Source organism: Streptomyces sp. Wb2n-11 (assembly GCF_001049855.1).
Classification (GTDB): Bacteria; Actinomycetota; Actinomycetes; order Streptomycetales; family Streptomycetaceae; genus Streptomyces; species Streptomyces altiplanensis.
This window is the reverse complement of record NZ_CVPB01000001.1, coordinates 4976708-4995525: the sequence shown is the minus strand read 5'-3', so window position 1 is coordinate 4995525 and position 18818 is coordinate 4976708. Positions and strand designations below refer to the sequence as shown.

General features: G+C 71.0%; 18 protein-coding genes, 1 other RNA gene and 1 pseudogene. 11 read left to right on the top strand and 9 right to left on the bottom strand.

Annotation, left to right across the window (positions count from 1 at the left end):
• The first annotated feature begins 99 nt into the window (after positions 1-99).
• Positions 100-1122 (top strand): SCO2278 family lipoprotein, encoded by a 1023-nt coding sequence (locus BN1555_RS22725; RefSeq protein WP_093801097.1) that lies wholly within the window; start codon positions 100-102, stop codon positions 1120-1122.
• A gap of 25 nt (positions 1123-1147) precedes the next feature.
• Here the strand turns inward: BN1555_RS22725 and BN1555_RS22720 are convergent, their stop codons facing one another.
• Together BN1555_RS22720 and BN1555_RS22715 are read right to left on the bottom strand one after the other, a co-directional pair.
• Positions 1148-1918 carry a bifunctional DNA primase/polymerase gene (locus tag BN1555_RS22720; RefSeq protein ID WP_093801096.1) on the bottom strand — a complete coding sequence of 257 codons (771 nt, stop codon included), beginning with the start codon at positions 1916-1918 and terminating at the stop codon, positions 1148-1150.
• Between the two features lie 202 nt (positions 1919-2120).
• On the bottom strand, positions 2121-2762 hold the full coding sequence (locus BN1555_RS22715) for a TetR/AcrR family transcriptional regulator (protein WP_093801095.1): 642 nt from the start codon (positions 2760-2762) through the stop codon (positions 2121-2123).
• 17 nt (positions 2763-2779) lie between these two features.
• On the opposite strand from BN1555_RS22715, the gene ddaH reads away from it, so the two are divergent.
• Positions 2780-3739 (top strand): dimethylargininase, encoded by a 960-nt coding sequence (gene ddaH / locus BN1555_RS22710; RefSeq protein ID WP_369688991.1) that lies wholly within the window; start codon positions 2780-2782, stop codon positions 3737-3739.
• Here ddaH and BN1555_RS22705 read toward each other — a convergent pair.
• The gene (locus BN1555_RS22705; protein WP_093801094.1) at positions 3736-4758 is read right to left on the bottom strand and encodes a small ribosomal subunit Rsm22 family protein; all 1023 of its coding nucleotides are present in this window, start codon (positions 4756-4758) and stop codon (positions 3736-3738) included. The two genes, ddaH and BN1555_RS22705, sit on opposite strands and share 4 nt — an antisense overlap.
• A gap of 134 nt (positions 4759-4892) precedes the next feature.
• Here BN1555_RS22705 and BN1555_RS22700 point away from each other — a divergent pair, with 134 nt between their 5' ends.
• Complete coding sequence (locus BN1555_RS22700) at positions 4893-6185, top strand: hypothetical protein (protein ID WP_176710104.1); 1293 nt, start codon at positions 4893-4895, stop codon at positions 6183-6185.
• Positions 6186-6237: 52 nt separating this feature from the next.
• Here BN1555_RS22700 and BN1555_RS22695 read toward each other — a convergent pair whose 3' ends face one another.
• Positions 6238-7539 (bottom strand): multidrug effflux MFS transporter, encoded by a 1302-nt coding sequence (locus tag BN1555_RS22695; protein WP_093801092.1) that lies wholly within the window; start codon positions 7537-7539, stop codon positions 6238-6240.
• Positions 7540-7619: 80 nt separating this feature from the next.
• Here BN1555_RS22695 and BN1555_RS22690 point away from each other — a divergent pair, with 80 nt between their 5' ends.
• Positions 7620-8624, top strand: a complete 1005-nt coding sequence (locus BN1555_RS22690) for a Gfo/Idh/MocA family protein (RefSeq protein ID WP_093801091.1) — start codon at positions 7620-7622, stop codon at positions 8622-8624.
• Here the strand turns inward: BN1555_RS22690 and BN1555_RS22685 are convergent.
• Complete coding sequence (locus BN1555_RS22685) at positions 8621-10309, bottom strand: alkaline phosphatase D family protein (RefSeq protein ID WP_093801090.1); 1689 nt, start codon at positions 10307-10309, stop codon at positions 8621-8623. The two genes, BN1555_RS22690 and BN1555_RS22685, sit on opposite strands and share 4 nt — an antisense overlap.
• A gap of 92 nt (positions 10310-10401) precedes the next feature.
• Here BN1555_RS22685 and BN1555_RS22680 point away from each other — a divergent pair, with 92 nt between their 5' ends.
• Positions 10402-11154: an SDR family oxidoreductase gene (locus BN1555_RS22680; RefSeq protein ID WP_093801089.1), complete on the top strand. Its 753-nt coding sequence runs from the start codon at positions 10402-10404 to the stop codon at positions 11152-11154.
• Positions 11155-11207: 53 nt separating this feature from the next.
• Entirely contained in the window at positions 11208-12095 is an 888-nt protein-coding gene (locus BN1555_RS22675) for a PhzF family phenazine biosynthesis protein (protein WP_093801088.1), read from the top strand.
• Positions 12096-12184: 89 nt separating this feature from the next.
• Here the strand turns inward: BN1555_RS22675 and BN1555_RS22670 are convergent, their stop codons facing one another.
• Entirely contained in the window at positions 12185-12781 is a 597-nt protein-coding gene (locus tag BN1555_RS22670) for a TetR/AcrR family transcriptional regulator (protein ID WP_093801087.1), read from the bottom strand.
• A 113-nt stretch (positions 12782-12894) separates the two neighbouring features.
• Here BN1555_RS22670 and BN1555_RS22665 point away from each other — a divergent pair, with 113 nt between their 5' ends.
• Complete coding sequence (locus tag BN1555_RS22665) at positions 12895-13161, top strand: putative antibiotic biosynthesis monooxygenase (RefSeq protein ID WP_093801086.1); 267 nt, start codon at positions 12895-12897, stop codon at positions 13159-13161.
• A 545-nt stretch (positions 13162-13706) separates the two neighbouring features.
• Here BN1555_RS22665 and BN1555_RS22660 read toward each other — a convergent pair.
• A pseudogene (locus BN1555_RS22660) lies at positions 13707-14471 on the bottom strand (XRE family transcriptional regulator).
• A gap of 288 nt (positions 14472-14759) precedes the next feature.
• Here BN1555_RS22660 and BN1555_RS22655 point away from each other — a divergent pair.
• The 3 genes from BN1555_RS22655 to BN1555_RS22645 all read left to right on the top strand — a co-directional run bounded on the left by BN1555_RS22655 (position 14760) and on the right by BN1555_RS22645 (position 16810).
• The gene (locus BN1555_RS22655; protein ID WP_218058198.1) at positions 14760-15230 is read left to right on the top strand and encodes a glycine-rich domain-containing protein; all 471 of its coding nucleotides are present in this window, start codon (positions 14760-14762) and stop codon (positions 15228-15230) included.
• A gap of 202 nt (positions 15231-15432) precedes the next feature.
• On the top strand, positions 15433-15972 hold the full coding sequence (locus BN1555_RS22650; RefSeq protein WP_255306130.1) for a class I SAM-dependent methyltransferase: 540 nt from the start codon (positions 15433-15435) through the stop codon (positions 15970-15972).
• Positions 15973-16024: 52 nt separating this feature from the next.
• Positions 16025-16810 (top strand): hypothetical protein, encoded by a 786-nt coding sequence (locus BN1555_RS22645; protein ID WP_141662878.1) that lies wholly within the window; start codon positions 16025-16027, stop codon positions 16808-16810.
• 201 nt (positions 16811-17011) lie between these two features.
• On the opposite strand, the gene BN1555_RS22640 is transcribed toward BN1555_RS22645, so the two are convergent.
• Positions 17012-17779, bottom strand: a complete 768-nt coding sequence (locus BN1555_RS22640) for a transposase (RefSeq protein WP_093801083.1) — start codon at positions 17777-17779, stop codon at positions 17012-17014.
• 58 nt (positions 17780-17837) lie between these two features.
• On the opposite strand from BN1555_RS22640, the gene BN1555_RS22635 reads away from it, so the two are divergent.
• The gene (locus BN1555_RS22635; RefSeq protein WP_093801082.1) at positions 17838-18110 is read left to right on the top strand and encodes a YrhB domain-containing protein; all 273 of its coding nucleotides are present in this window, start codon (positions 17838-17840) and stop codon (positions 18108-18110) included.
• Between the two features lie 282 nt (positions 18111-18392).
• Here the strand turns inward: BN1555_RS22635 and rnpB are convergent.
• An RNA gene (rnpB, locus tag BN1555_RS22630) (RNase P RNA component class A) lies at positions 18393-18793 on the bottom strand.
• Positions 18794-18818: the final 25 nt, after the last annotated feature.

Sequence of the window (18818 nt, the reverse complement as noted above, 5' to 3'; positions counted from 1 at the left end):
GTCACGGTGCGGCCGCTGTACCCGGTCCCCACGCTCGCGCCTCCCCTGCCCCCGGTAGGGTTCCGGAGTCGGTGGGGACGAAGACACAGAAGGCAGCGCATGAGCAGGCTGAGCACGCTGAAGCGGCTGGGAACGGGTCTCGCGGCGACGACGGCACTGTCGGTGACGGCGAGTGGGTGCGTGACGGTGCACGGCGAGCTGGAGGTCGTACCGTCGGCGACGAAGGCCGAGGCCGCCCGGGCCCTCAAGGACTTCACGGCCGCGTACAACAAGGCGGACAAGGCGTACGACCCGGCCCTCGACGCGGGGCGGGTCACCGGCGCGCTCGGCGCGATCAACCAGGCCGGGCTCAAGGCGCGGCAGGCGCAGAACCCGGACGGCAATCCGCGCCACGAGCCGCTGAAGCTGTCCGACGCGGAGTACGCCATCCCCAAGAAGGCGGGCTGGCCCCGGTGGTTCGTCGCGGACGTCGACAGCAACCGCGACCAGGACACCGGCCGGCTCGACACCCGCTGGCTGCTGGTGTTCGTACGCGGCGGCGCCGACCAGTTGTGGGAGGTCTCGCACCTGTGGGTCCTCACACCGGCCCGGATGCCGGACTTCAAGAAGGACGAGGACGGTTGGGCCGAGGCGGTCGAGCCGGACGCGTCCGGACTCGTGGTGGCGCCGAAGGACCTGAGCGAGCAGTACGCGTCGTACCTGCGGAACGGCGAGCCCGAGGTCTTCGCGCCGGGGCCGCACACCTCCGCCGTGCGCCAGGCGCGCCAGAAGGCGGCGCGCCAGATCGGGCGCTCCGTCCAGTACGCCGACCAACGCCTGGACAGCGGGGCGTTCGCGCCGCTGGGGCTCGCCACGGAGGGCGGCGGGGCGACAGTGTTCTTCGCCACCCGCCAGTACGAGCAGCAGACCGTGGCCAAGGGGGTGCGGCTGGACCTCAACGCCGACGTACGGGCGCTGATGACCGGCACCGCGAAGACCAAGCTCACCAAGGAGCGGGTCTCCAGTCAGGTCGTGCAGGTCCCGGAGAAGGGCGCGGCCGGCGCGGGCAGGAGCAGGCAGCAGGAGCAGCAGGTGACGGTGCTCTCCCGGATCCAGGGGCTCACGGCCGCCCAGGGCTCCTGACCGGCGCCCGCGCGCGGCCCGGAGCTCAGCGGCCCAGCGGCCAGGCCACCGCGTGGTGGTCGTCGGGGTCGTCCTCGCCGACGTACCGCGCGCAGGCGTCGGTCAGCGTTTCCAGGAGGGTCAGCGGGTCGGGCAGCGGGTGTTCGAGGCCGCGGACCCAGCTGACCTCGTGCTCGCCGGGCAGCTTCGCGGGCGGTACGAGGACGTAGCTGCCGCGGCAGTGCCAGCGCAGCCCCGGATGCTCGTCCATGGTCTCGGGGTGGCAGTCCAGCTCGCACGGCCACCACTCGTCCTCGTCGTCCGGGGTGCCGCGGGTGGCGGTGAAGAAGAGCAGGCGCGCCTCGTCGCCGTTGCCGGCGCCGAACTCGGCCACGGGCCCGACGTCGACCCCGGCTTCGAGCAACCGCTCCAGCGCGCTGCGGCCCGCTTCGAGCGGTACGTCGAGCACGTCGTGGACCATGCCCGTCGCGGTGATGAAGTTGGCCTCGGGCTGCCCCTCGACCCAGCGTTCGACCTGCGCGGAGTCGGTGGTCGACTGGGTCTGCCAGGCGAACGAGAGGGGGTGCCGGGCGGGGGTGGGACAGCCGACGCGTTCGCACGAACACCGGTATCCGACGGGATGCGCCGCGGGGGCGAGCGGCAGGCCCGCGGCGGCGGCGGCCAGGAGCAGGGCCTCGCGGTTCTCGGCCGCGTCGTGGGCGGCGGCCTTCGGGCGGCGGCGCAGCCACTGGGGCAGTCTGCCCTCCACCCTCTGCCTGCTCTCTGTGCCGCGATAGCGGCCGAAGTCGGCGCCCATTCAACCCCTCACCTCAGCGTTGTGCTGTCCATGCTGCCACCATCCTGCGCCCCGGGTGGCCGCAGTCCCCATCCGGGGTACGCGGGCCGTCGGCGCGGCGGCGGTGCGATTGACACCTTTGCCCCGGTACGCGGCCCTGCGGCGACCGCCCGTACGGCAGCGACCGCCCCCGCGGCCCCGTGAGCGAATTCACCTCCGCGTGCTACCGGCGCGGGGCGAGACCGCCCAGCGCGCAGTCGACGACGGCGTCGGCGTACTCGTGCGTGAGCGGGAGGGTGCGCAGCAGCCAGCGGTGGGAGAGCGGGCCGACGAGCAGCTCCACGGCGACGCGCGGGTCGATCCCGTCCCGTACGTCGCCGGCCTCCTGCGCCGCGCGCAGCCGCTTCACGTACAGCTGGAGCGACGGTTCGAGCAGCTTCTCCACGAACTCCGCGCCCAGGGCCGGGTCGACGACACCCGCGGCGGTGAGGGCGCGGGTGGGGGCTTCGTACCTGGGGTCGACAAGTTCGTCGACGGTGGCGCGCAGGACCGTCCTGAGGTCGGCCGCCAGGTCGCCGGTGTCGGGGAACTCGTACACGCCGTCGCCGCTGCCCGCCGCCTTCGCGGCCTGTTCGCCGAGGTCGATGAAGGCTTCGAGCAGCACGGCGGCCTTCGAGGGCCACCAGCGGTAGATCGTCTGCTTGCCCACGCCGGCGCGGGCGGCGATGCCCTCGATCGTCGTCCTGGCGTAGCCCGCCTCGCCGACGAGGGAGAGGGCCGCTTCGTAGATCGCGCGGCGCGAGCGCTCGCTGCGGCGCGTGGAGTCGGGGGTCCTGGGCGTTCTGGGGGTTCCGGTGTCGGCCATGAGGCCAATCTACCAGCATGGCGAGACGATACGTCTCGCACGCTGGGCGCGGACTGACCAGCCGGGAACCACCCGATCGGTGCACAGCGCGACGGCCCCGTACGGCGCACCATGGCTCTCACGCACACTCGGTGCGCCATGCCGCTCGTGAGGAGCCCTCATTGCCTCGTGACGCCTCGCCCCGCCGTTATCTGATGTGCCCCCCGGAGCACTTCAGGGTGACGTACTCCATCAACCCCTGGATGGACCCCGGAAAGCCGGTCGACCTGCCGCTGGCCCTCGCCCAGTGGGAGGACCTGCGCGACCGCTACCTGAGCCTCGGCCACACCGTCGAGCTCCTCACCCCCAGGCCCGGCCTGCCCGACATGGTGTACGCCGCCAACGGCGCCACCGTCATCGACGGACGGGTGCTCGGCGCCCGGTTCGCGTACGCGGAGCGGACGCCGGAGGCCGAGGCGCACCTGGAGTGGTTCCGCGCCCACGGCTTCACCGAGATCCGCGAGCCCTCGCACATCAACGAGGGCGAGGGCGACTTCGCCGTCACCTCGTCCTGGATCCTCGCCGGGCGGGGCTTCCGCTCCAGCCCGCTCTCGCACGACGAGGCGCAGGAGTTCTTCGGCCGCCCGGTCATCGGCCTGGACCTCGTCGACCCGCGCTACTACCACCTGGACACCGCGCTGGCCGTCCTCGACGACCGCGAGGACGGGATCATGTACTACCCCGGCGCCTTCTCCCCCGGCAGCCGGGCCGTCCTCGCCCGGCTCTTCCCCGACGCGATCGTCGCCCGGGAGGCGGACGCGGTGGCGCTCGGGCTCAACGCGGTGAGCGACGGGCGCCACGTGCTGCTGCCGCACAGCGCGCTCGGGCTCTTCGAGCCGTTGCGGGCGCGCGGGTACGAACCGGTCGGGATGGACCTCGGGGAGCTGCTCAAGGGCGGCGGCAGTGTGAAGTGCTGCACACAGGAGCTGCGCGGCTAGGGAGCGGCCGGCGGGGGCGGCGGCCAGGCGTCGCCCCAGTCGATGTCCCGGGCCGCCCGGTAGAGGTCGCCGTGGCGCTTCTTGGTGACCGTCTCGCGGGTGAGTTCCTCCGGCTTCGCGCACAGTTCCAGCAGGACCATGCCCTTGCGGATCTGCGGCCTGCGGATCACGCGGTTGGCGGCCGGAACGGCGGCCGGACCGTCCGCGTCGTCGCGGACGGCGGCGACGTAACTGAACTTCTCGTCCTCGTACGGCAGCGTTCCTCCCTTCACCTGGCGGTGCAGGGAGGAACGGCTCACCCGGGCCGAGAAGTGGCACCAGTCGGCGCCGGGCTCGATGGGGCAGGCGCCGCTGTGCGGGCAGGGGGCGGCGACGCGCAGGCCCGCGTCGATCAGCTGCCGCCTGGCCTCGATGACGCGGAGGTAGCCGTCGGGGGTGCCGGGCTCGACGACCACGACGGCGCGGGCGGCGCGGGCGGCCTCGGTGACGAGGTGCGCGCGGTCGGCGGCGGTGAGCTCCTTGAGAACATACGAGACGGTGACGAGATCGGTGCTCTCGATCCGGAGCGCCGATCCGATCCGGGAGCGCTGCCAGGCCGCCGCGCGCAGGGCGGGCGAGCCGGAGGCCTCGGCGAGCTCCCGGCCGAGCGCGAGGGCGGGCTCGGCCCAGTCGACGACCGTGCTGGCCGGCTCCTCCTGCCACGCCTCCGCCACGGCCCAGGTCGCGGCCCCCGTCCCGCCGCCGATGTCCGTGTGCGTCGCCGGGACCCACTCCGGGGCCGCGTCGCGGAGGGCGGCGAGCGCGGAGCGTACCGCCTCGAAGGTCGCCGGCATCCGGTACGCGGCGTACGCGGCGACGTCGGAGCGGTCGCGCAGGACGGGCGCGTCGGTGGGGGTGGTCCCCCGGTAGCTGGTGATCAGCCGCTCGACGGCCTGTGCGGCCTGCTTGGGCGGCAGCCCGTCGAGAAGTCCGGCGAGTGCGGTGCGCAGGGCTTCTGCGGTGGGGAGGGTGGAGTTCACCGGAAGATTTTAGGCACTTCCGGAGTACGCCGCGGATCGCCCGTACCGGGGCGGGAGGGGGCTCGGACGAACTGATGCGGTGCGAGAGGCGGTTGCTACGCTGGCGCCCGTTGACTCGACCGTCGGGGGGACGCATGAGACAGCGGGTCGTACGCGTGGCGCTGGTGGCCGGTGTGACCGTCCTGGCCCTGCTGCTCCTGCTGGCCACGTGCGGCGGCGACGGCCGTACGGGCGGGCCGCGGAAGGCCGGGCCGGCGGAGCCCGCGCGGAAGGGCGCGGCCGGGCCCGCGACGCGGCTGGCCGTTCCTCCGGCGTACACCAACCGGCGGGGCTGGGAGGTCACCGGCGCGTCGGCCGAGTACGCGGTCGCCGTGGGCGCGGGCCGGGTCGGGTACCTGGAGCGGGTGTCCGCCGCCCGCTTCCGGCTGCGGGCCGTCGACGCGGTGAGCGGGAGGACGCGGTGGGCGGGCGACGCCTGGCGGCCGCTCTCCGACCCGGCGTACTTCCCCCGGCTGCTGTCGGTCGCGAAGGACGGCCGGGAGTTCTTCGTCACCTGGTCGTACGGGCAGGCCGGCGAGGACGCGCTGACCGCCGCCGACATGATCGTGGCGCTCGACGTGTACGACGCGCAAAGCGGTGCGCAGCGGCGCGTCGAACTGCCCTGGGCCGGCACCCCGGCCGTGAACGGGTCCGGCCCCGGCATCCTCGTCAGCGACGGCGGCGCGGACAGCGCGGTCGTCGATCCGGTGACGGGCCGGGTGTCGCTGCTGGCCCCGCAGGACCTCCGTCACCCGAAGGGCTGCGGGGACTGCCGGGTGCAGACCCAGGTGCGGGCGGTCACGGAGAAGGGGGTCCTGGTGAGCGGGCGCCGGGGCTTCTGGGTGCGCGACGGCTGGCACAGCCGGAAGGCGGCCCCGGCCGGGACTGACGCGGCGTCGGGGGTGCCGACGTCGGTGACGGGCGGGCGCGTGCTCGCCAGGTGGCAGAAGAAGCGGGGCAGCGCGGGCGCGGGCGGCTACGACGTGTGGGCGGTGCACGACGCGGCGACGGGGATGGCGCTGGCGAAGGCGGAGTGCCGCAAGCCGGCGATGGAGCCCGGGAGGCACCCGCAGGCGGCGGTGGCGCCGGAGGGGCGGTACGTGGTGGCGGGAAGGCTGGGATTCGACCTGGAGACGGGGTCGGGGCACTGCTTCGAGGAGGCGGACGGCACGAAGCCGCTGTCCCTGACGGCGGTGACGGACAGGGGCATCGCGTACGGCACGACGGCGACGCGCACCCCCGTGGAGGCCGACCTCACCACGTCGGAGCCGACGGCGCTCCCGGCGAACGTGCAGGTACCCGCGGTGGAGGTGGCGGGCACGGCCCTGTTCTCCTGGACGGACCGCAGGGACCGCCCCCACCTGATCGCCTACGCCCGCCGGGGCTGAGGCCCCGGGCGCGCCCGACGGTTGCGGGCAGGCCGCCCGGGGGACGCCGGGGTCACACCGACGCGGTGCGCCGCCACGGGCGGCACAGGACCGCGAAGCACGTCAGCGAGGCCAGTGCGCAGGTCAGCTGGACCACCGCCATCGGGACCGCCGTCGCCTCGCCCGCGATGCCGACCAGCGGTGAGGCGATGGCGCCGATCAGGAACGACGACGTGCCGAGCAGCGCGGACGCCGAGCCGGCCGCGTGCGGAGTGCGCATCAGGGCCTGGGTGTTGGTGTTGGGCAGGGCGAGGCCCATCGACGACATCAGGACGAAGAGTCCGGCCGCGACCGGGACCAGGCCGGCCTCGCCGAAGACGCCCGTGGTCATCAGGAGCAGCGCGAGCGACGCGAGCGCGATGAGGACCAGGCCCACGGCCAGGACCTTGTCCATGCTGACCCGGCCCACCAGCAGCTTGCCGTTGATCTGGCCGACGGTGATCAGGCCGATCGAGTTGATGCCGAAGAGCAGGCTGAAGGTCTGCGGGGACGCGCCGAAGATTTCCTGGATCACGAAGGGCGAGGCGGCGATGTAGGCGAAGAGGGCGGCGAAGGCGAGGCCACCGGCCAGCAGGTAGCCGGTGAAGACGCGGTCCGCGAGGAGTCCGCGCATCGTGCGCAGGGCCTCGCCCACGCCTCCCTCGTGGCGCCGGCCGGGCGGCAGCGTCTCGTGCAGCCACTTCCACACGACGAGGGTGAGGAGGACGCCGACGGCGGTGAGGACGACGAAGATGCCCCGCCAGTCCGTCAGGCGGAGCACCTGGCCGCCGATGACCGGCGCGACGACCGGCGCGACACCGGAGATCAGCATCAGGGTGGAGAAGAAACGCGCCATCTCGACGCCGTCGTAGAGGTCGCGGACCACCGCTCGGGCGATCACGATGCCCGCCGCCCCCGCGAGCCCCTGGAGGAGGCGGAAGGCGACGAGGAGTTCGGCGGAGGGTGCGAACGCGCAGATCGCGGTGGCCACGACGTACACGACCATGCCGAGGAGGAGCGGCCCTCGGCGGCCGAACCGGTCGCTCATCGGGCCCACGACCAACTGTCCGAGCGCCATGCCGGCCAGGCACGCGGTCAGGGTGAGCTGCACGGTCGCGGCGGGCGAGCGCAGGGACTCCGTGACCACGGGCAGGGCGGGGAGGTACATGTCCATGGAGAGCGGCGGCAGGGCGGTGAGCCCGCCGAGTACCAGCGTGACCAGGAGACCCGTGCGACGGGCGGTGGTGGTGGCAACGGGGGCGGGGGCGGGGGCGGTTGCGGCCGCGGCCTCCGCCCCGGGTATGTGACCTTGCGCGGACTGGCCGGTCTCCGGCATTCGCATCTCCATGTCGTTGAATACGCATCTATGCTCTCAGCTCGGCCGGAGTGGTCGACACCTTTTCCTGGGAGCTGGGTATGGGCGGAACAACCGTGCGGTGGGGTGTGCTGGCGACGGGCGGCATCGCGTCCTCGTTCACCGCGGATCTGCTGGAGATGCGGGAGGCGGAGAACGCCGAGGTGGTGGCGGTGGCATCCCGTACGACCGCCGGCGCGAAGGCGTTCGCCGAGCGGTTCGGGATACCGCGGGCGTACGGGAGCTGGGCGGAGCTCGCCGCGGACGAGGACGTCGATGTGGTGTACGTCGCAGGCCCGCACTCCGCGCACCGGGTGGCCGCCGGCCTGTGCCTGGAGGCGGGCCGGGCGGTGCTGTGCGAGAAGGCGTTCACGCTCAACTCCCGTGAGGCGGAGGAACTGGTCGCCGTGGCCCGGCGCCACGACCGGTTCCTGATGGAGGGGATGTGGATGTACTGCAACCCCGCCATCAGACGGCTCGCGGAGCTGGTGAGGGACGGTGCGATCGGGGAAGTGCGCACCGTGCACGCCGACTTCGGGCTCGCGGGACCGTTCGCGCCCGAGCACCGGCTGCGTGATCCCGCGCTGGGCGGCGGGGCGCTGCTGGACCTCGGCGTGTACCCGGTGTCGTTCGCGCATCTGCTGCTGGGCGAGCCGGACCGCGTACAGGCCGACGCGCTGCTGTCGCCGGAGGGCGTCGACCTGAACACCGGCATGCTGCTCGGGTGGGACGCGGGGGCGACGGCGCTGCTGAGCTGTTCCATCACCGCCGACACCCCCGTCACGGCGGCCGTGACGGGGACGAAGGGCAGGATCGAGCTGGGGCACGGCTTCTTCTACCCCGACCGGTTCACGCTGCACCGGAACGGGGCGGAGCCTGAGGAGTTCACCGTCGGGGCCGGCAGCCGTCACAGCCTCCAGTACGAAGCGGCGGAGGTGATGCGCTGTCTGCGCGCGGGCGAGAAGGAGTCGCCGCTGGTCCCGCTGGACGGCAGCCTCGCCGTGATGCGGACGCTCGACGCGGTGCGCGACCGCATCGGCGTCCGCTACCCGGGAGACGAGGTCTAGGCGGGCTTCAGTCCTGGATTCCCCGCCTCGGTGACCAGTGAGGCGGCGGTCGTGACCGGCGCGCCGGGCGTGGTGACCGCGGACACCGTCCGGAAGTCCGCGCGCGCCGCGTCCTCGCCGAGCGTGAGTGTCGTGTAGCCGCGCCTGCCGTCGTAGAACTTCAGGTGCGCGTTGCCCTGCATCAGGCGGTCGTAGTTGGCGGGCCTCTGCGCGCCGTCCTTGCCGCTGGAAACGGACGTGGCGACGAACTCCGTGCCGACGGTGCGCGAGGCCGGGTCCTCGAAGTCCTTCTTCAGGTCGAAGGCGTACGACACGTGGACGTCGCCCGTGAGCACCACGAGGTTGTCGACGCCGGCCGCCTCCGCGCCGTCGAGCACGCGCCTGCGCGAGGCCGGGTAGCCGTCCCACGCGTCCATGCTGACCTTCGGGTCGCCCGCGCTGCGCCGCCGGGCGAAGGTGACCTGCTGCGGCACGACGTTCCACCGCGCCCGCGAGTCGCGCCAGCCGTCGATGAGCCACCGCTCCTGCTCCGCGCCGGTCATGGTGCGCGACGGGTCCTCGGACTCGGGGCCCGGGAGCTGCCAGCCGTCGCCGTACGCCTGGTTGGAGCGGTACTGGCGGGTGTCGAGGATGTCGAACTGCGCGAGCCGCCCGAAGTGCAGCCGCCGGTAGAGCCGCATGTCCGCGCCGTCGGGCTGCTGCGGGGCGCGCAGCGGCTGGTTCTCCCAGTAGGCGCGGTACGCCGCCGCCCGGCGCAGCAGGAACTCCTCGGGCGGTACGCCGTTCTCGGGGATGCCGCCCGCGTAGTTGTTCTCCGTCTCGTGGTCGTCCCAGGTGACGACGAAGGGGTGCGCGGCGTGCGCGGCCATCAGGTCGGGGTCGGACTTGTAGAGGGCGTACCGCAGGCGGTAGTCCTCCAGCGTGACCGTCTCGCGGTTGAAGTGGGCGGGCACGCGGCGGTCGGGGTAGGCGCGGGCGCCCCCGGCGGCGTTCACGGCGTACTCGTAGAGGTAGTCGCCGAGGTGGAGGACGACGTCGAGGTCCTCCTCCGCGAGGTGCTTGTACGCGGTGAAGTACCCGTCGTGGTACGCCTGGCAGGAGACCGCGCCGAGCCGCAGCTCGCTGATCCGCGCGGAGCGGGCGGGCGCCGTGCGGGTGCGGCCGACCGGGCTGATCCAGTCGCCCGCGCGGAAGCGGTAGTAGTAGACGCGGTCGGGGTCGAGCCCGCCGGCCTCGACGCGGACGCTGTGGTGGAACTCGGGGTGCGCGGTGACGTGGCCGCGCCTGACGGTCCGCCTGAAACCGGCGTCGCGGGCGAGTTCCCAGCGCACCTGGACGCGGGCGCGCGGCAGGCCGCTGTCCGGCTCGTACGGCCTGGGGGCGAGCCTCGTCCACAGGAGTACGGACGAGGGCAGCGGATCGCCGGACGCGACGCCGAGGGTGAAGGGGTCGTCCGCGATCTTCTTGGCGTCGAACTCCGCGGCCTGTGCGGTCCCCGGCAGGTTCGTCGCGAAGGCGAGCGCGGCGGCGGCTCCGGTGACGGTGAGGAACCGGCGGCGGTGGATGTGCCGCGCTGCGGCCCTGAGCTCCCGGCCGTGACCACGGCCCGATGCGCCCGATACGCCTGACGTGCCCGATGCGCCTGACACGCCTGACGCGTCCGACGCGCCCGATGTGGTAGTCATCTGCCCCTCCCCTGACGGCTGTTGTCACAGGCATTGGAGTGGCACGGGGCGTCGCCACGCTTTCATGTACGTGTCACGTACGCTGCTGGGCCATGAACCCTCGGACGAAGACCGCCGTCGTGACCGGAGCGGGCTCGGGCATCGGCCGGGCCGTCGCACTCGCCCTGGCCGGGGCGGGGTGGTCGGTGGCGCTGGCGGGACGGCGTGCGCAGCCCCTCGAAGAGACCGCGGAGGCGGCCGGCGGCGACACCCTGTGCGTACCGGCGGACGTGTCCGCGCCCGGCGACGTGGACGCGCTCTTCGCCGCCGCGCGTGAGCGGTACGGGCGGCTCGACCTGCTCTTCAACAACGCGGGCACGTTCGGGCCGCGCGGTGTGCCGGTGGAGGACATCGCGTACGAGGAGTGGCGCTCGGTCGTCGACGTGAACGTCACCGGCTCGTTCCTGTGCGCGCAGGCGGCGTTCCGGCAGATGAAGGGCCAGGACCCGCAGGGCGGCCGGATCATCAACAACGGCTCGATCTCGGCGCACGCGCCCCGGCCGCACTCCCTCGCCTACACGACCACCAAACACGCCATGACGGGCCTGACGAAGTCCCTCTCCCTGGACGGGCGTCCGTACCGGATCGCGTGCGGCCAGATCGACATCGGCAACGCGGCGACGGACATGACGGAGCGGATGCAGGCGGGCATCCTCCAGGCGAACGGCGAGCTGATGGCGGAGCCGGTGATGGACGTGCGGGACGTGGCGCGCACGGTGCTGCACATGGCGGAGCTTCCGCTGGAGGCGAACGTGCAGTTCGCGACGGTGCTGGCGACGACGATGCCGTACGTCGGGCGCGGCTGAGGGGACAGCACGACGGAGGGAACATCACGGCGGGTGCGGTGGTTGACCGCGGTATGAAGTCGTTCACCCCCACCGACGTCCTGCGGTACACGGCCTTCTCGACCGACCCGGAGGGCGGCAATCCGGCGGGTGTCGTCCTGGACGCGGCCGGGCTCGACGACACGGCCATGCTCGCCGTGGCGGCCGAGGTCGGCTACAGCGAGACCGCGTTCCTCACGGAGGAGCTGGAGCCCGGACGCGCCTTCACCGTCCGGTACTTCAGCCCGCAGGCCGAGGTCGCGTTCTGCGGTCACGCCACCGTCGCGACGGCGATCGCGCTCGCCGAGCACCGGGGCCGCCCGGGGGAGCTGGTCTTCGAGACGCCGGCCGGCACGGTCCCGGTGGAGGTGACCGAGTCCGCCGACGGCACGTACCGCGCCACCCTCACCAGCGTCGAGCCGCACGTGGCGGACGTGGCGGAGAGCGAGGTGGCGGAGGCGCTGGCCGCACTGGACTGGGCCGCCGCCGACCTCGACCCGGCTTTCCCGCCGCGCATCGCGTACGCCGGCAACCGCCACCTGGTCCTGGCGGCCGCGACCCGCGAGCGGCTGGCGCGGCTGTCGTACGACTTCGAGCGGCTGGCCTCGCTGATGCGCCGCCTGGACCTGACGACGGTGCAGCTGGTGTGGCGCGAGGACGCGACGACGTTCCACGTCCGCGACCCGTTCCCGGTGGGCGGCGTCGTGGAGGACCCGGCGACGGGGGCCGCGGCGGCGGCTTTCGGTGCGTACGCGCGTGAACTGGGTCTCGTACCGCAGGAGTCGGTGCTCACTCTCCACCAGGGCGACGACATGGGGCGCCCCGGCGTCCTGACGGTGGGGCTGCGCGCGGGCGACGGGCGGATCAGGGTCGGCGGCGCGGGCGCGCGCATCCCGGAGGAGGGGGACGGCGCGAGCGCCTGAACACCCGGCCGGGCCGTCGGCACCGAGGAAGACCGAGAAGAGCCGAGGCGGACCGAGGAGGACCGCGGGTCCGCAGGCCCGCGGTCTTCTCACTCCGGCTTTCCGCCTTCTCCCCCCGGCCGCACGCCGCGTTCCGCGAAAGCGACCACGAACTGCCGCAGACCGGTCAGCGCCTCGTCGTCCCGCCCCTGCGCGCCCAGCACCAGCGGGGCCAGCTGCGGCATCGCGATCGGCCAGGCGGCCAGCCCGACCAGGATGATCAGGAGGTGCCCGGCCTCCTCCGTCGTGCAGCCCCTGGTCTCCGCCAGGGTCGCGACCGCGTCCTCGTACCACTCGATGCGCCTCGGGCTCCGGTCCACCAGCGCGTCCCCGTAGTACAGCGCCTCGAACATCAGCAGCCGCAGCAGCGCCGGGTCCCTGCGGTGGAAGTCGAAGAGCCGGCCGACGTACTCGCCGACCGGGCCCTCGCCCGGCCGCACCTTGTCGGCCAGCTCCGTCATGGCGTCGACGAGCACCACGTTGAACAGTTTCTCCTTGTTGCCGAAGTAGCCGTAGATGCGCTCCTTGTTGACTCCGGCCTTCGCCGCGATCCGGTCCACCCGCGCTCCGGCGATGCCGTGTTCGGCGAACTCCGCCCTGGCGGCCTCCAGGAGCAGCCGCTTCGTCCGTTCCGTGTCCCATGCCATGGGCCTCAGGGTATGTCAGTTCCAACCAGGCGGTTGGACATGGTCGCCGGGCCGTGCCAGTATCTCCAACCAAAGAGTTGGAGACGTCTCCAGCACTCAGGAGGGATAGACCCATGTCCTCACCACGCTCCACCCCGTTCGCCCCGTCGGTGCACGTCCGGGCCCTGCTGACCTGGCTGGCCGTGTACCCGACGATCACCCTCGTCATGGTCGCGCTGCGCCCGTGGGTCAGTCCGCTGCCGCTCGCCGTACAGACGCTCGTCCTGACGGCGATAGTGGTGCCGGTGGCCGCGTACGGGCTGCTGCCGCCGCTGATGCGCATGGCCGCCGCACTGTCCCGGCGCGACCGGGCAAAGGAAACGGCCCGGCTCCAGTCCTGAGGACAGACCTTCGGGCGTGGGCGGCAGACGGCAGACGGCAGACGGCAGACGGCAGGCGAGCTGGGCTGTACGCCGGGGAGGGTCGCCACATCGCTATGACCTCACAAACGGACGGTACGGCCACCAGCGTGGCTATGTGACGGCTACGCAGGCGCGGATACACCCCGTCTCGCCTCGCAGCACGAAGTCCCCGCCCCGGCGCCAAGCCATCCAGCGGGGCTTCGTCGCTTCTGGGACAGTCGGGCCGCAGCGTACGCACCATCACCGCCTACACGGGGAAGTCCCACGACCTCGGGCACCTACGTGCCCAGCCGCCATGGCGTTGTCTCTGTTGCGGCCGGTGCTGCCGTCGGTGTCATCGCGACGCCCGCCTTGTGGGGTCTGCTGGGTGTCGGTGGGTGCCGGGTGTGGGAGCGGCGGTGTTCGGCGGGATGCCGCCGTCGGTGGAGAGGGAGGGGGAGGCGTGTCGACGTAACCGCCAGGTCAGCGGTCGACCTCCGACCTGCCACCGCTTTGCTCCCCGAGAAGCAATTCTCCGAGTGGCCCTACTGCGGCGGGCGGCTGTACTTCTGAAGCGCTGCCTTCGACGTGGACGTGTCGATGAGCCTCAGTTCCCAGGGACCGGTGTTGACATCGAAGTCCTTGCCGAAGCCGACCCACTTGCCCGCCATGCGGCGACCAGTCGGCTCCACCAGCATCTGGATCGCGCCGTGGTAGCGGGCGCCCTGGTAGTAGCCGTCGGCGGCGGTCTGCTCAACCCACGAACCGGTGACTACGCTGCGGTCGATGGTCAGGTCCAGGGTGAGTGGGCTGTCCGGGTTGCCGGACGCTCCAGGCAGGCTCTGGCCGGTCAGCCGGGTGCCGTGTTGAAGCAGTACTACGTAGTGCTCGGCCTCGAACGTCTCGCCGCGCGAGGAGCTGAAGAATTCGTATCGGGAGAGCCAGACGCCAGAGTAGTTCGTACCACCCGGTGGCGGCTGTGTGGCGGTGGCCGCCTGAATGCCTTCGGGCCCGAGGTCCATGTCGTGGCCTCCTGCGGAATCGGGATGGACGCGTGCCCGCGGCACGGGCAGGGCGAAGCCCAAGGCTTCGACGGGGCGCCCCGTGACGTGCTCCAGAGCGCGGGCGTATACGGGGCGTGGAGCGCGGCTGGTGCCGGATTTTCAGCGCTGGACGAGACGCTTGCTTGCTTCGTTCGGGTCGCCCAGTTCCTCGCCGGCTGTGCGGAGCGCCTTCGCTAAATCGTCCTGGCTCATGCGCAGGCTGATTCGCACGGCCCGCAGAACATCGTTCGTCGCGGCAGTCGTCATGGTTCGAAGGTAGCCTCAACGCGGTTTGAATGACACCGATTTGACGCCCACGAGTGACGCCCGGATGACGCCATGTCTGCCGCCGCAATGACCTGGCCGCGCGCCGACGATGGATGCCATGCCGATCCGCATCGACGCCTACACGGTCAGGCCAGACGGCACCCGCACCAAGCCCCGAACTCTGTACGAGGGTGAGGGTGGCCCGCCCCTGACGACCAGCGTGATGCCGGTCTGCACATGCCCGCGCCGCCGCACGCAGCGCTCCGCCGAGAGGAAAGAGACATCCAGGTGACCATCGCGCTTGAGCATCCCCCGATCCACCGCACCGAGCCCCGTATGTACCTGCCTCGCGAGGTGTGGCAGGCCCTGACCGCCGACGTCATCAAGGCGCACCCCGGTACGAGCCGGGTCCTGGCCGAGAGGATCGTCGGTCAGACCGTCGCGTTCCTGATCGCCGGGACGACGACGGACGCGCCGCTGTCGCCGTCCGAGCGAGTGGACTGGGGCTGGCACGCCTTCCTGCTTCGCACGCAGGCGTATCAGGAGTTCTGCGACCGGCACGCGGGCCGGTTCCTGCACCACCACCCGGGCGTGCCCGACGCGACGGAGACCGGTGGCCCGGAGGCTGTCCGGAACCGCACCCTGGCGGCGATCGGTGCGGCAGGATTCGCCGTGGACGAGGCGCTGTGGTCCAAGGCCGCCGAGTGCACCCAGTGCCACGCGGGCTGCACCGACAGCCCCGTCGGCGGCAAGAAGTAAGCAGCAGTCGGGCCCTCCCCCTCCCCCAGGCCAAGAAGGAGGGCTCGACCCGTACGGCGACAGAATCAGAGGGCCGGTGCGAGAGCAAGACATCAGTGCATGGGACGTGTGGGGCGCGGCCAAGTCGGGTCGCAGGGAGACGAACGCGGCCGGGGCGCCCACGTGGTTCAACTGGACACAGTGGCCGGATCACGGACCGGACGTGGAGATCCTCGGCAACGTTGCCGGTGCACGCGTCCTCGACCTTGGCTGCGGCAGTGGAGGAAACCTTGCCCACCTTGTCGAGCTGGGAGCCGAAGCGGTCGGTGTGGACATCTCGCCCGTGCAGATCGCCAAGGCTCGCGGTCGCTGGCCGTACCTGGATGTCAGGGAGGCAGCTGCCGAGGACTTCCTCTCCGCCCAGAAGGAGAAGTACGCGGCTATTTTCTCCGTGTTCGGAGCTGCCTGGTTCACCGACCCTGCCGTGCTGCTGCCGCTTGTGAGCGCGCGCCTCGCGCCCGGTGGTGTATTCGCGTTCTCCCACAATCCTCCTGCTCTGGCGGGCTGCTACGGCCTTCAGGCGTCTCAGATACAGCCGCCGGGGAAGGGCGCGGAGCCGTTGTACGTGAAGCGCTGGGACTACGAGCCGCAGGCCTGGGTGGTCACCCTTGAACGGGCGGGATTCACGAACGTGACGGCCGAAGTCATCGCACCGCCGACTGGCAAGCGCATTGGGACGCTCCTTGTTCGAGGCATCGCATAACTGCCCTTAGCCGGCTGCTCGGTTGTCAGTAGGCGATGCGACAATCCTGCCCATGAGTGAACAGGTGCGCTCGCGTGACATCGAGCTGAGCGACGACGAGGTGATCGGTGCCGCATCAGTGCTGCTGGCTCAGCGGGGGCACACGAGGGCAGCCGCATTGATGCTGGACGTGACGAGCGCCCGAATCGAGAGGCACAGCGTCTACGAAGAGACGATGTCCTACTCTTATGACAGGGAGTACCAAGAGGTCGTCCTTGAGCTGGAGCCTCACCTCATTCACAACACCAGTTATCTCCTCAACGACATCAAGTCGGCTTTTCAGACTGTCGCGGTCGGGTGTGGACGGGACATCGAGGATGTCTTGATCCGAGAGGTAGTCCCGAGGGTCGGGCCGAACTGGCGGGAGCAGCTGGCCCGTGATCTCAAGGGCGGCTACCAGACGAACCAGGCCCGGAAGGTCCGGCTCGAACCTCGGCATCCAGCCGAGGACGGTCTCCACTTCACGAATGAATGGGAACAGCGTGTCTACCATGTGCTCAAGGAGCACCAGGCCCGACTTGCGGAAAATGAAACAATCGGGATCATGCCCCTCGGGGCACTGCGAGTGCCTGGACACACCTTCGAGCCGGACTTCCTGATCACGTATCGCGGACGCGTCGGGGTCATCGAGGTGGACGGCCCGCACCATAAGGGCCGGGCCTCTGCCGACCGCAGCCGGGACCGCTTGTTCAAGCACGCTGGAATCAGGGACGTGGACCGTCTGTGCGTAGAAGACAGCACGACGAAAGCAGAGGTCCAGAAGTTTGTGAGCGACTTCCTGAAGCACCTGGTTGGCTGACACGAAGGCGTCGGTTTCTGGACTCATCCTGGATACCAGATACCGAGTGACAACCGGAAACGACCGGAACGAACGATGCCCATCCCCGCAGGCCAGCCTCCCTTCAACTTCGTCGTCGCAGGTAGCCAGGACACTAAGGGCTGTCCCGTAAATGATCTATGAGTCGCCCATGGCAGGGTCGATCGCTATGTTGTCGCTGGCCTATCCGGTGAGGGCGAGGTTGTGCATCCGGGCGATGCCGAGCATGGCGTGGTGGACACCATCGCCCTTCAAGCGGCAGTCGCGGAGGATTTTCCAGGTCTTCATGCGGGCGAAGACGTGCTCGACACGGGCGCGGACCTGCTTATGGGACTTGTTGTGGGCCTGCTTCCAGTCGGGCAGCTCCTCGCCTTTGCGTCGCCGGTGGGGCATCACGAGCCCGGTGCCCGGATAGCCACCGTCGGCGATCGTCATGGTCGTGCCGACAGCGGCCTTGGCACCGGATTCTTCCCATGCCTTGCAGTCGTTGCGGTTTCCGGCAAGCGGTCGGCCGATTGCGACGACCAGGCGGGTGTCGGCGTCGATGACGACCTGGTGGTTGGTGGAGTACCGGTAGTTCTTGGACTGCTCGGCCACGGTGTGGTCCCGGGTGGGGACCAGGGTGCCGTCCACGATGAGCACGCTGTCCTTGGCGAACCGCTTGCGGGGCTGGAGCGCGAGCATCGGCCCGAGGTGGTCGATGATCCGGTCCGCCGCCGACTTCGAGACCCCGAACAGCGGGGCGAGCTGCCGCATGGTCAGGTTCGTGCGCCAGTACGCCGCGACCAGCAGGGCCCGGTCCTCCAGCGGAAGACTCCACGGCCGGCCCCTGCGAACGGCATCCGCACCCTGGCACCGCAGAACGGTCACCAGCTTCCCGAACAGCCTCGGGCTCAACCCGGTGAACGGGGCTATCCAAGTCGGCTGTGACGCCGTGATCACACCAGCCACGCCGAGATCATCCCAGGACGGTTAGGGTGCCTTCGTCGAGCCGACGGACTGGAGACGGATGATAGAGCAGGACGAAGCCCTGCAACTCGCGGTGGCGTTTCTCGCGCACAGCCAGCGTGATGACGAGCCGCCTCTCGCCATCGACACTGAGCGAGTCCGCGAGAGCAACGGGCTCCTGATCGTGCCTTACAACTCCGTGCAGTACCTCGCCTCGCGCGATGTGAGACAGCAACTGTTGGACTGCTGGCCCATCCTCGTCGGCCTTGAACGCGGAGACGTGCGGTTCGGGACCCTGGACGAGCGGCATCTGTGGAGGAACCCGAGCGCCTGACGAGGCTGCGGCTGCTCCGCCACCACAGTTACGGGACAACTCTTAGACGAGTACTTCTCCTACTGGGCGCTACACCGGCGTCACCTGGGCGTTTATGGGGCGGCGGCGCTCCGAAGGCCCCGACATCGGATCCGGCCCTGCGGGACACGGCCACCTTCGTGGCTGCTTTCGAAGCTACGTACATAGCCGTGCGGTCCGGTTTGAAACGGTACGGACCGAGTCTTCCAATCCACGGGAGAAGGCCCCTGACCTGCGTTTTCACTGACCAGAAGCCTTAAGAGGCAGACGAGTCGGGCTGTACGCCGGGTTCTGTGCCCCGGGACCTCGCGGTCGTCGGGGCGACGGCCATCCATCTAGGACCGGCGTTGCCGCCGGCCTCGTGCGGTCTACCCGCGGACTCGGGCGGGCAGCCCTCGATCGTCCGCGCAGGGCCGTCTTGCGACGGCCCCTCTTGACCTTGCTCCAGGTGGGGTTTACCTAGCCGTCTGAGTCACCCCAGACGCTGGTGGTCTCTTACACCACCGTTTCACCCTTACCGAGGACCGAGGTCCCCGGCGGTCTGTTTTCTGTGGCACTGTCCCGCGGGTCACCCCGGGTGGCCGTTAGCCACCACCTTGCCCTGTGGAGCCCGGACGTTCCTCGGGGAGATCCGGAGATCCCCACGCGGCCGTCCGCCCGGCTCGTCTGCCGTGCCGACCATGCTACCCG